Source organism: Uliginosibacterium sp. 31-12 (genome assembly GCF_030548425.1).
GTDB classification, from domain to species: domain Bacteria; phylum Pseudomonadota; class Gammaproteobacteria; order Burkholderiales; family Rhodocyclaceae; genus Uliginosibacterium; species Uliginosibacterium aquaticum.
The window spans coordinates 34,462-46,196 of sequence record NZ_JAUOOA010000006.1; the positions used below are offsets into that span (position 1 = coordinate 34,462).

Below are 11,735 nucleotides of genomic sequence, written 5' to 3' on the forward strand. Positions count from 1 at the left end.
GCCTCAACCATCGCCGGCCGGACAATTCTGCCTGTCCAGACCGGCTGCGTCCAGCGCTTCAGCTGGCGCTCTCAGCGCCTTGCCGTTTCATCGATTCACGGTTGTGATCGCTGATCTTTTCCTTGTGCTTGAGAACCTGACGATCCAGCTTGTCTGCCAGCGCATCAATGGCGGCATACAGGTCGTCGTCTTCACTTTCCACGTGGATATCCTTGCCGCGCACGTGAACAGTCACCTCTGCTTTCTGCTTAAGTTTCTGTACCGAGAGGGTCACATGGGTCGCCGTAACATGATCGAAATGGCGAATCACCCGATCGAGCTTGGAAACCACATATTCGCGCAAAGCGGGAGTGACTTCCAGATGATGGCCGGTGATGTTGAGATTCATAAAACTACTCCTCTCCTGTTAGATCGACTTGCGCTGACTGACCGGCGGAATATTCAGCGACTCCCGGTATTTCGCAATCGTCCGGCGTGCCACCACGATACCCTGCTGGCCCAACAATTCGGCAATCCTGGCATCCGACAGGGGTTTTTTCCCGTCTTCGGCCGCGACCAGCTGGCGAATCAGCGCGCGTATCGCCGTTGCTGAACATGCACCACCGGTATCGGTGGAAACATGACTGCCAAAAAAGTATTTCAGTTCGAACACACCGCGGGGACTGGCCATGTACTTCTGGGTGGTCACCCGCGACACCGTTGACTCATGCAGCTCCAGCTCTTCGGCGATTTCCCTCAGGGTCAGCGGACGCATGGCCACTTCACCATGATCAAAGAACTGGCGCTGACGTTCGACGATGGCCTGCGAAACACGCAGGATGGTGTCAAATCGCTGCTGCACATTCTTGATCAGCCACTTGGCTTCCTGCAGCTGTCCCGATAAGGAACTACTTACGCCCCTGTTCTGTTGAAGTATATCGGCGTAGACCCGATGGATCCTGAGTCTCGGCATGGCCTCTGGATTGAGGCTCACCGTCCAGCCGCTACGTTGCTTGCGCACCACCACGTCCGGAATCACGTAGCGCGTTTCCATCGGTGCAAATTGAGCCCCCGGACGCGGATTCAAATGACAAATGAGTTCCTGAGCTGCGCGCAAGGCATCATCATTGCAGCCCAGGCGCCGCTTGAGGCGCGCGAAATCGCGCGCAGCCAGCAATTCCAGATTGCCGTCCGCGATCAGCATGGCGTGATCGCGCGTGGCACTTTCCGGCAAAGCGCGAATCTGCAGGAGCAAGCACTCCTGCAAGTTGCGAGCGCCGATGCCGGCGGGGTCAAGGTTCTGGACCTGATGCAAGGCAATGTTCAACTCATCGAGTTCTACTTCCCATTCGGCCGGAATCAGCGGCAGAAGTTCCTCGAGGTCCTGCAGCAACAAACCGTCGTCGTCCAGCGCTTCGATGATCAGCTGCACCAGCGCACGATCACGATCAACCAGCGGCATCAGGGCGACCTGCCCCAGCAGGTGATCCCGCAAGGAAGTAGCGGCGGCCTGGAATTCCTGAAAGTCGGAATCATCGTCGTCCCCACCGCCATTCCGCGAGGCGCCTTCCGTGCGCCATTCGGCAGCTTCGCCGATATCATCATCCGAAACGCTGTCGTAAGCCTCTCCGATGTTGTCCGGCATGTCCGTCACGCTCGGCGACTCGAAATCCTCATCGCCGGAGGATGAAGCAGAGGATTCGATGCGGTATTCCTCACCCGCCGTCGCCACACTGGCTTCGCCCGCCTCGACAGGGACGGGTCCATCACTTTCTTCGTCACCGCCTTCACGCTCCAGCATCGGGTTTTCGAGCAGGATGCGTTCGATCTCCTGATTGAGTTCGAGCGTGGACAGCTGAAGCAGCTTGATGGATTGCTGCAACTGCGGGGTGAGCGCAAGTTGCTGGGAAAGGCGGAGCTGAAGCGAGGGTTTCATTCTTTACAGACGGGGAGGTGCGGAGCGGCCAAGCCTAGAGGCGGAAGTGTTCGCCAAGGTAAATCTGCCGTACCTGTTCATTCTGCACGATTTCTGCCGGTTTGCCGCCAGCCAGCACCTCACCCGCATTGATGATGTAGGCGTGATCGCAAATACCGAGGGTTTCGCGCACATTATGGTCGGTAATCAGCACGCCAATACCGCGCGCCTTGAGGTAACTGATGATTTTCTGGATATCAATCACTGCAATCGGATCAACGCCGGCAAAAGGCTCATCCAGCAGGATCAGACGCGGACGGGTGGCCAGCGCACGCGCGATTTCGACGCGGCGGCGCTCACCGCCGGACAAGGACATAGCGGTCGCTTCGCGCAAATGGCCGATGTTGAGTTCATCCAGCAGCTCATCCAGACGTTTTGCCATGTCTGCGCTGGAGAGCTTTTGCAACTCCAGCACCGCCATGATGTTCTCGGAGACCGTAAGTTTGCGGAACACCGAGTTTTCCTGCGGCAGATAGGAGAGCCCTTGGTGCGCCCGTTTGTGGATCGGCCAATGGGTGAGCTCGGTTCCATCGAGATGGATCTTGCCGCCATCGGCACGTACGAGGCCGACGATCATGTAGAAACAGGTGGTCTTGCCTGCGCCGTTCGGCCCCAGCAAGCCCACCACTTCGCCACTGCCAACCTCGAAGGACACGTCGTGCACCACGGTGCGTGCCTTGTAGCGTTTCTGCAGATTGCTAACCCTGAGCAGACTCATCCAGTGTTTCTTTCAAGAGTTTCCTGATGATGTCGACCGCAAACCCTCTGGTCTGCAGGAAGCGCGCCTGACGCGCCCACTCCCTGTGATCCTGCGGCAACACCCCGAATTTTTTCTGCCACACGCTGCGCGCGCGCATCAGTTCATCTTCCTGCAAAGCCTCGCCCATGGCGCCAGCTGCCGTCTCGCGATCCACTCCCCGGTCATCCAGCTCACGACGGATGCGCGCGGCACCAAAGCGGCTGGCGCGCGATCTCACGAAACTCTCGGCAAAGCGCTCGTCAGACTGCAGACCTGTCTCTGCCATGCGATCCAGCACGGCTTCGACATCATCGTCGGCGCCGGCTCTTGCCGCCAGCTTGCGCCGCAGCTCCAGCCTCGAATGTTCGCGCGTGGCGAGCAGACGCAAGGCTGTCGAGCTGAGCGAAGCGGCGGGCTTCTTCAAACAGCTTACTCCGCTTCAGCCACAGTAGGCATCACGGCAACCCCCACACTGGCACGCACCTTGTTTTCGATCTCGAGTGCCAGCGCCGGATTGGCACGCAGGAATTCACGTGCATTGTCCTTGCCCTGGCCGACCTTCTCGCCGTTGTAGGCGTACCAGGCACCGCTCTTGTCGACGATTTTGTGATCGACGCCCATGTCGATCACTTCGCCTTCACGCGAAATGCCTTCGCTATAAAGAATGTCGAAGTGGGCTTCCTTGAAGGGAGGCGCTACCTTGTTCTTGACGACCTTGACCTTGGTTTCGGAGCCGACGACTTCGTCGCCACGCTTGATCGTGCCGGTGCGGCGAATATCCAGACGGACCGAGGCGTAGAACTTGAGTGCGTTACCACCGGTGGTGGTTTCCGGGTTGCCGAACATCACACCGATTTTCATGCGGATCTGATTGATGAAGATGACCAGCGTATTGGTGCGCTTGATGTTGGCCGTCAGCTTGCGCAGAGCCTGACTCATCAGGCGCGCCTGCAGACCGGGCAACTGATCGCCCATTTCACCTTCGATTTCGGCCTTCGGCGTAAGCGCGGCGACCGAGTCGATAACCACGATATCGATACCGCCAGAACGCACCAGCATGTCGGCAATTTCAAGGGCTTGCTCACCGGTGTCGGGCTGCGAAATCAGCAGATCCTCGACCTTGACGCCAAGCTTTGCTGCGTATTGCACATCCAGGGCATGCTCTGCATCGATGAAGGCGGCCGTACCGCCAATTTTCTGCATTTCGGCAATGACCTGCAGGGTCAGCGTGGTCTTGCCGGAAGATTCCGGACCATAGATTTCCACCACCCGGCCACGCGGCAGGCCGCCGATGCCCAGCGCAATGTCCAGCCCGAGAGAGCCCGTGGAAACGGCCTGGATGTTTTCTTCCAGTTTGCCGTCACCCATGCGCATGATGGAACCCTTGCCGAACTGCTTCTCGATCTGGGAGAGTGCGGCGGCAAGTGCCTTGGCCTTGTTGTCGTCCATGAAAGTCCTCACTGAGTGGTCTGAAGGATTATGGCACAGAGCTTGCTGTACGAAACCGAAGTCCGCCCCGCATGCCAACTCGACTCCGCCCGGGAGCCGACTGCGCCAACTACTGTACAAATATACACCATCATTTCTGCGACACAAGTCACAGCTCGAAAACTTGCTTTGTGAGAACAAGTTAAGGCACTTGGCGCCCCTAACCGCTTAGGTGATGATTCGCGTCCGCAGCTCATGAATACACCGCCCCCAGCCCCGGAACCCCACCATGCTTCGTAAGTCGCTTGCCCTGCTCACCGCGTGTTGCCTGCTCAGTGCCTGTCAGAACAAGGAGGCTGCGCCAGCGGCAGAAAGCTCGGCTCCCGTCAGCGGGGTATCTGCGCCCGCCGCATCTGCTCAGGGCAGGCCGCAAAGCGTATCAACCACCATCAGCCGGGTGGAGGACGTGCCGATCGTGATCGAGACGCAAGGCAGCGTCGTACCGCTGGACGAAGTGGATCTGCGTCCGCAGAAAAACGGCATGATCACCGCCATTCATTTCACGGAAGGCCAGGAGGTACGCCGCGGCCAGTTGATGTTCTCGATGGACTCACGCGACGACGATGCCAACGTCGGCAAGGCCGAGGCCGGCGTGGCCAGTGCCGAAGCACAGGCGGCAATTGCCGAGCGTGATCTGAAGCGCGCTCAGGAAATGTCTGAAAAACAGTTCATCTCACCCTCGGCACTGGACACGGCACGCAACAAAACCGATACCGCCCTTGCCAATCTGGGTCAGGCACGCGCCAGTCTGGAGCAGGCTCGGGTCGGTCGTACCTATACCCGCATCGTGGCCCCTTTTAATGGTCGTGCCGGCGTGATCAATGTACGCCCCGGCAGCCTCGTGACTTCCAACTCCACCGCCACTGCACTGGTGCGCCTGACTCGCATGGATCCGATCGGGGTGAGCTTCTCGATCAGCGAACGTGACATGGGCCCCTTGCTCGTCGCGCTGCGTAAGGGCCCGGTCAAGCTCAGCGCGCGCACCAATGCGCAGGCCGTGCTGAAGGGCGAAGTGAGCTTCGTTGACAGTTCGGTAGATCGCGCTTCCGGCACCTTGCTGATCAAGGGGCGCTTGGAGAACAAGAATCGACTGGTATGGCCGGGCCAATACTTGTCGGTAAAACTCGAAGCCGGCAAGCTCGACAATGCCGTTGTGCTGCCGGCGCAAGCGGTGGTGAACGGTCCCAACGGGCGCTTCGTGTACGTGGTGCAGGACGATCAGACCGTGCAGCCGAAAAACATTGAACTGCAGCGCATCGCGGATCAGCGCGCCGTCGTGTCCGGCATTCCGGCGGGCGTGAAGGTTGTCTTGGAAGGCACCCAAAACCTGCGCCCCGGTGTGAAGATCACGGAAACGAAGGGGGACAAGGAAGGCAAAGGCAAGCGCGCCGAGAAAGCCTCGGACGACAAGGCCGCAGCCCAGCCCACAGCTGCCGCCAATACGGCCGGAGGCGTTGAAATACCCCCCGGGTTCACGCCACGCGACCCGGACCGCTGGGCTACCGCCAGCGACGAGCAGAAGCGCGAGATCCTTGCCCGCTGGCGCGAGCGTCAGGCACTCAAGGCGGCTGCGCAATGAAGTTCACCGAGCAGAGCATCCATCGTCCGGTCGCCACGACCCTGCTGTGGCTAGCCGTGATGATTGGCGGTATCGCCGCCTGGTTCAAGCTGCCGATCGCAGCCCTGCCCTCCTTCAACCAGCCGATCATCCAGGTCAGCGCCAGCCTGCCCGGAGCCAATCCGGAAACCATGGCCAACTCAGTGGCCACGGTACTGGAGCGCCAGTTTTCGACGATCTCCGGCCTCAAGATGATGACCTCCTCCAGCACCCTGGGGAGCACCAACCTGACGCTGGAATTCATCCCCTCGCGCGATATCGATGCCGCCTCGGTGGATGTTCAGGCAGCGATCATGCGCGCCAACCGCCTGCTGCCCAAGGACATGACCACGCCGCCAAGCTACCGCAAGGTCAATCCGGCGGACGATCCCATCCTCTTCATCACCCTGGACTCACCCTCGCTATCGCTGGACCAGCTCAATGACTACGCAGACAACCTGATCTCGCCGACCCTTGCCACGCTGGACGGGGTGGCCCAGGTCAGCATCAACGGCCAAAAGCGCTATGCCGTGCGCGTGACGGTCGATCCGGCTAAGCTCGCCGCACGCGACCTCTCCATCGGTGAGCTATCCACCGCTCTGGCCGCCGCCAACTCCAACACGCCGATGGGCTCACTCGAAGGTGCGCGCCAGACGCTGGTGATCACCGCCAACGACCAGCTCATGAACGCCACCGACTTCGGCCGCATGATCGTTGCCGTGAAGAACGGCCAGCCGGTACGCCTCGCCGATGTGGCTGAAGTGGTCGACAGCGTGGAGAACATCAAGAGCGCCAGCTGGGTCAATGGCAAGCGCGGCATCAACCTGCAGGTCCTACGCCAACCGAGCGCCAACACCGTGGCCGTGGTGGATGCGGTACGCGCCGCCATCCCCAAGCTGCAAGCGCAACTGCCGGCCTCGGTGGATATCAGCATCCTCAATGATCGTTCGACCTCGATCCGCGAATCCATTCACGACGTGAGCCTCACCATGCTGCTCACGATCGGGCTGGTGATGCTGGTGATCCTGATGTTCCTGCGCCGCATCTCGGCCACCCTGATTCCCTCGGTTTCCCTACCCGCCTCGCTTCTGGGCACCTTCGGCCTGATGCTGTGGGCCGGCTTCAGCCTCAACAACATCTCGCTGATGGGCCTCACCATCGCCATCGGTCTGGTCGTCGATGACGCCATCGTGGTGCTGGAAAACATCGTGCGCCACATCGAAAACGGAGTGAAGCCTTTCCCGGCCGCCGTGCGCGGCGTGCGCGAAGTGAGCTTCACGGTGATCTCGATCTCGATCTCGCTGGTCGCCGTGTTCATTCCGATCTTCTTCATGCCTGGCACCGTGGGCCTGATGTTCCACGAGTTCGCGGTGGTCGTGACGCTCTCCATCGCCGTCTCAGCGCTCGCCGCCCTGACCGTGATTCCGATGCTGGCGGCGCGCTTCATCCATCACCATCCGGAAGAAGCAACGCACGCCCCCGCCTGGAGCCGGGCCTTCGAGCGCGGCTTCGAGGCGGTGCTCAACGCCTACGGCCACAGCTTGGCCTGGACGCTCAAGCGCCGCTGGCTGATGCTGCTGCTTGCGCTGGCCACCTGCGTCGGCACCGTGTGGCTGTACCTGATCATGCCCAAGGGCTTCTTCCCGGATGAAGACATCAGCCAGGTGCGCGCTCCCGTCACCCCAGCTCAGGATATGTCCTGGCAAGCCGTACGTGACATGACATTGCAGTACGACGAGCGCATCCGCCGCAATCCCTACGTGTTGGATGTGGTCTCCAACATGAACGGCAGCGGCACCCGTGGTTTTATCTTCATCACCCTCAAACCCAAGGGTGAGCGTCCGCCTATGAAGGAAGTGCTGGAAAGCCTGCGCAAGGATGCGGCGGGCATTCCCGGCGGACAAATCTCCTTCTCCGCGATCCAGAACCTTCGCATCGGTGGCGTGAGCTCGGCTTCGCGCTTCCAGTACACCCTGCAATCGGTGGACTACGACCTGGCCGCCAATCAGGCCGAACGCATGCAGCGCCGACTGCGCGAATCGCCTCTGCTGAAAGATATCGCTACCAACTCCGAGCGGCGTGCCGTGCAGGCCAAACTGGTGATCGACCGCGATCAGGCCCTCGCCCTCGGGGTGGACATGCAGAGCCTGCGCAATGTGCTCAACGCCTCCTTCGGCGAACGCCAGGTGACCTCGATCTACGCGCCGCAGGACAACTTCCCGGTGCTGCTGCAGTGGGCCGACGAGTACCGCGATGACGAGAGCGGGCTGGACTTCCTGCGCGTGCGCGCCAAGGGCGGCCAGCTGGTGCCGGTCACCGCCTTTGCGCGCATCGAACGCGCAGCCGTCAACAACTCGGTGAACCACCAGGGACAGATCGGCGCGGTCACTCTGTCCTTCAACCTCGCCCCGGGTGTCACGCTCTCGCAAGCCATCGACGAAGTGAAGAAGATCAAGGAAGACCTGGCCATGCCGGCCAACGTCTTCGGCGCCTTCGCAGGTGATGCAGCGGTCTATCAGGAATCCCAGGGCAGCCAGCTATGGCTGATCCTGATCGCCATCGCCGTGATCTACGTAGTGCTGGGCGTGCTGTACGAAAGCTGGATCCACCCGATCACCATCCTTGCGGGCATTCCCTCGGCGGCCGTGGGCGCACTGCTCTCGCTGCAGCTCGCCGGGCTAGAGCTCTCCTTCATCGCCATGGTAGGCATCCTGCTGCTGATCGGCATCGTGAAAAAGAACGCCATCATGATGATCGACTTTGCGCTGGAGGCGCAGCGTAAGGAGCGCCTCTCACCGCACGACGCCATCCGCGCGGCCAGCCGCCTGCGTTTCCGCCCGATCATGATGACCACCCTGGCAGCCATCATGGGCGCGCTGCCAATCGCCCTGGGCCTCGGTGCCGGCGCCGAACTGCGCCAGCCGATGGGGGTCGCGATCGTGGGTGGCCTGATCTTCTCGCAGCTAATCACGCTCTACATCACGCCAGCGCTCTACCTCTCCTTCGACTGGCTGCAGCACAAGCTGGGGCTGGTCGAAAAGAAGGCGCACTGACAATACGGGCGGGCACCAGGCAGTTTGCCAGCCCCCGCCCCATGCCGCGTAAGATGGGCGCTCCTGCCCATCTCCTCGCGAGGCCCCCATGCACGCAGATCGCTTCGTAGCGCTGTTTATTGATGCCGACAATGCGCCGGCCAGCCATGTGGACGTCATCCTCAACGAGCTCGCCGGCTTCGGCACCGTCAGCATCCGCCGCGCCTACGGCAACTGGAAGGGCGAACGTCTGAACTCCTGGGAAAAGCTGCTGCATGAATACGCCATCCAGCCGATCCAGCAGTTCGATCTCACCAAGGGCAAGAACGCAACCGATATCGCACTGGTGATCGACGCCATGGACGCGCTCTACGCACGCCACGTGGACGTCTTCGCGCTGGTTTCGTCAGACTCGGACTTCACCCCGCTGGCGACCCGCCTGCAGGCCGACGGCAAAACCGTGGTCGGCTTCGGCGAACGCAAGACCCCGCTGCCCTTCGTGAATGCCTGCTCCAAGTTTCTCTACCTCGACCGCGAGGAAGAGCAGCCGGAAGCGGCCAGCGGCAACATCGTCAGCGTCAGGAAATGGAATGCCAACGAGCTCAAGGGCGACGCCAAGCTGGTGACCCTGCTGCGCAACGCCGTGCAGGCCGCCGAAGGCGATGATGGCTGGTCCCAGCTCGGCCGGGTCGGCGGCCACATCGCCAACCAGGCCTCCTTCGACGCACGCAACTACGGCTACAAGAAACTGGTGGATCTGTTCAAAGCAGTCGACCTCTTCGAGCTCGAGCAGCGCGAAGGCAAGGGCGTTTGTGTACGCGACAAGCGCCGCGCCAAGTCAACCTCCGGCGGGTAAGCCCAGATCTAGAACCCCTTGCAGCGCCCTTAGTACGGCCGCCTCGCGCACTGCGACCCGATCGCCAGGCAGCAGAAACGTGAGGCATTGGGCCGGGTAGCCACGCCGCTGCCAGCCGAAGCACACCGTTCCAACCGGCTTCTCGGCCGTGCCACCGGCCGGGCCAGCGATGCCTGAAATCGCCAGCACGACATGCGCAACGGACTTCGCCAGTGCGCCGGCCAGCATCTCGCGCACCGTTTCCTCGCTCACCGCCCCGTGAGCATGCAGCGTCAGCGGCGACACACCCAGCATCTCGACCTTGGCCTCGTTCGAGTAGGTCACGAAACCGCGATCGAACCAGCCGCTTGAGCCGGCAATTTCGGTCACCGCAGCGCAGACCAGTCCGCCAGTGCAGGACTCGGCCGTCGCCAGTTGCCAGCGTTGGGCCTGCAGGGCGATACCGACCTGCGCGGCGAGGGAGATGACTTCAGGCGACATGGGACACTCCGATTACGGGGATGTAACGGCATCTTACGCCTGGCATGTTGCGGCCACGCTCAGGCTGCGGGGGTATGTTCGCGTCTACCAGAAACGCAGCACCAGCCACAGACAGAGCAAGGTATAGAGCGCCGCGAGCAGATCATCGAACATGACGCCCAGGCCGTTCTTGAAGCGGCGATCCGCGATGTAGATCGGCCAGGGCTTGAGAATGTCGAAGAAACGGAACACCACCACGCCCGCCAGTTGCCAGCCAAAGCCCTGCGGAATCAGGGCCAGCACCAGCCACACGGCAACAAACTCATCCCACACGATAGCGCCATGATCCACCTCGCCCAGCGCCTTGCCGGTGTGCTCGATGCATACCGCGCCCAGCATGAAGCTGACAAGGATCAGCATCACGGCCATGCCCTCGAAGTGCCACGCCGCCGGCACCCGCCAGCTCAGCAGAGCGTAGACGCCCCAAGCCGCAAAGCTGCCGAAAGTACCTGGCGCTTTCGGCGCAAGGCCGGAGCCAAAGCCGAGCGAAATGAAATGGGCGGGATGGGAGAGCAGGAGCTTGAAGGTCGGTTGCATGGCAGCCTTGAGGACAATCAGCGCCGGAGGGGCAGGCCTCCAGGCCGTCAGTCTGTCTGGAAGTGATCGAAGCCGCCTGCCTGCAAAGCCTCGGCCACGCCGTCACCCCGTTGCAGCCACAGACCGGGTTTGTCGAGAATGCGGCCGATGCGGTGCAAGGGTAGTTCGAGGTGGCGGCCGATGGCTTCCACGTGCCCGCGCTGCTCACGTGGGGCGGCAAACAGCAGCTCGTAATCATCACCTCCGGAAAGCAGTGCTTTGGTAGCCGCCTCGGTACGTTTACAGGCGGCCAGCAAGGGCTCCAGTGGCAGGAGGGTTTCGTCCAGGATGGCGCCCACTTCGGAGGCCTCGAGAATATGACTGAGGTCCCCACACAGGCCATCCGACACGTCCAGCATGGCGCTCGCCACGCCGCGCAGGGCCAAACCTAACGCGACCCGCGGCAAGGGGCGGTGCAGGCGTTCGAGACAAGCCTCGCGCCAGTCGCTCACCAGTTCCAGGCGATCCTGCAGATGAGCCAACCCGAGCGCAGCCATGCCGGGCCAGCCGGACACCCACAGATCGTCACCATGATTCGCCCCCGTTCGGCGCACGGCTTTATCCGGCGAAACTTCGCCGAAAATGGTGGCGCAGAGGTTCAGCGGCCCACGCGTGGTGTCGCCCCCCACCCAGTCAACGCAATAGGCTTCGCAGCAGTCGCGAAAGCCCCGCGCCATCGCCCCGACCCAAGCCTCGTCAGCCTCTGGCAAGGCCAGTGCCAGCGTGATCCAGCGCGGCTCTGCGCCCATCGCGGCCATGTCCGAGATATTCACGGCCGCAGTCTTCCAGCCCAACAGAAAGGGATCGGCATCGGCAAAGAAATGGCGCCCGGCCACCAGCATGTCGGTCGACACGGCCAGTTGCATACCGGGGCGCGGCTGCATCAGCGCGGCGTCATCCCCAACCCCGAGCACAGAGTGACTCACGGGGTAGTGGAAGTGGCGCTTGATCAGCTCGAATTCGCCTGCCATGGG

The 11,735-nt window shown here is 61.7% G+C and carries 11 protein-coding genes; 3 read left to right on the forward strand and 8 right to left on the reverse strand.

The features are described 5' to 3' along the window. Nucleotides 1–58: 58 nt before the first annotated feature. Genes raiA through recA form a run of 5 tightly spaced genes read right to left on the reverse strand, consistent with a single transcriptional unit; the run spans nucleotide 59 to nucleotide 4,142 of the window. Nucleotides 59–388, reverse strand: a complete 330-nt coding sequence (raiA, locus tag Q3Y64_RS12270) for a ribosome-associated translation inhibitor RaiA (protein WP_101940954.1) — start codon at nucleotides 386–388, stop codon at nucleotides 59–61. Between the two features lie 18 nt (nucleotides 389–406). Then, on the reverse strand, nucleotides 407–1,915 hold the full coding sequence (locus Q3Y64_RS12275) for an RNA polymerase factor sigma-54 (protein WP_303562243.1): 1,509 nt from the start codon (nucleotides 1,913–1,915) through the stop codon (nucleotides 407–409). Nucleotides 1,916–1,949: 34 nt separating this feature from the next. Continuing rightward, entirely contained in the window at nucleotides 1,950–2,672 is a 723-nt protein-coding gene (gene lptB / locus Q3Y64_RS12280) for an LPS export ABC transporter ATP-binding protein (RefSeq protein ID WP_303562245.1), read from the reverse strand. After that, a complete protein-coding gene (recX, locus tag Q3Y64_RS12285) occupies nucleotides 2,653–3,117 on the reverse strand; it encodes a recombination regulator RecX (protein ID WP_303562247.1) in 465 nt (154 codons plus the stop codon). Before recX ends, lptB begins: the two co-directional genes overlap by 20 nt. Before the next feature lie 5 nt (nucleotides 3,118–3,122). After that, complete coding sequence (gene recA, locus Q3Y64_RS12290) at nucleotides 3,123–4,142, reverse strand: recombinase RecA (protein ID WP_303562249.1); 1,020 nt, start codon at nucleotides 4,140–4,142, stop codon at nucleotides 3,123–3,125. Between the two features lie 268 nt (nucleotides 4,143–4,410). Here recA and Q3Y64_RS12295 point away from each other — a divergent pair, with 268 nt between their 5' ends. The 3 genes from Q3Y64_RS12295 (at nucleotide 4,411) to Q3Y64_RS12305 (ending at nucleotide 9,666) form a co-directional block, all read left to right on the forward strand. Continuing rightward, nucleotides 4,411–5,760, forward strand: a complete 1,350-nt coding sequence (locus Q3Y64_RS12295; protein WP_303562251.1) for an efflux RND transporter periplasmic adaptor subunit — start codon at nucleotides 4,411–4,413, stop codon at nucleotides 5,758–5,760. Further along, nucleotides 5,757–8,831 carry an efflux RND transporter permease subunit gene (locus tag Q3Y64_RS12300; protein WP_303562253.1) on the forward strand — a complete coding sequence of 1,025 codons (3,075 nt, stop codon included), beginning with the start codon at nucleotides 5,757–5,759 and terminating at the stop codon, nucleotides 8,829–8,831. The genes Q3Y64_RS12295 and Q3Y64_RS12300 overlap by 4 nt, the downstream gene beginning before the upstream one ends. Before the next feature lie 88 nt (nucleotides 8,832–8,919). Further along, on the forward strand, nucleotides 8,920–9,666 hold the full coding sequence (locus tag Q3Y64_RS12305) for an NYN domain-containing protein (protein ID WP_303562254.1): 747 nt from the start codon (nucleotides 8,920–8,922) through the stop codon (nucleotides 9,664–9,666). On the opposite strand, the gene Q3Y64_RS12310 is transcribed toward Q3Y64_RS12305, so the two are convergent. The 3 genes from Q3Y64_RS12310 to thiL all read right to left on the reverse strand — a co-directional run bounded on the left by Q3Y64_RS12310 (nucleotide 9,649) and on the right by thiL (nucleotide 11,732). Beyond that, nucleotides 9,649–10,146 carry a CinA family protein gene (locus Q3Y64_RS12310; protein ID WP_303562255.1) on the reverse strand — a complete coding sequence of 166 codons (498 nt, stop codon included), beginning with the start codon at nucleotides 10,144–10,146 and terminating at the stop codon, nucleotides 9,649–9,651. The genes Q3Y64_RS12305 and Q3Y64_RS12310 overlap by 18 nt on opposite strands. A gap of 84 nt (nucleotides 10,147–10,230) precedes the next feature. After that, on the reverse strand, nucleotides 10,231–10,722 hold the full coding sequence (locus Q3Y64_RS12315) for a phosphatidylglycerophosphatase A (protein WP_303562257.1): 492 nt from the start codon (nucleotides 10,720–10,722) through the stop codon (nucleotides 10,231–10,233). Nucleotides 10,723–10,769: 47 nt separating this feature from the next. Continuing rightward, nucleotides 10,770–11,732 (reverse strand): thiamine-phosphate kinase, encoded by a 963-nt coding sequence (gene thiL / locus Q3Y64_RS12320; protein ID WP_303562259.1) that lies wholly within the window; start codon nucleotides 11,730–11,732, stop codon nucleotides 10,770–10,772. Nucleotides 11,733–11,735: the final 3 nt, after the last annotated feature.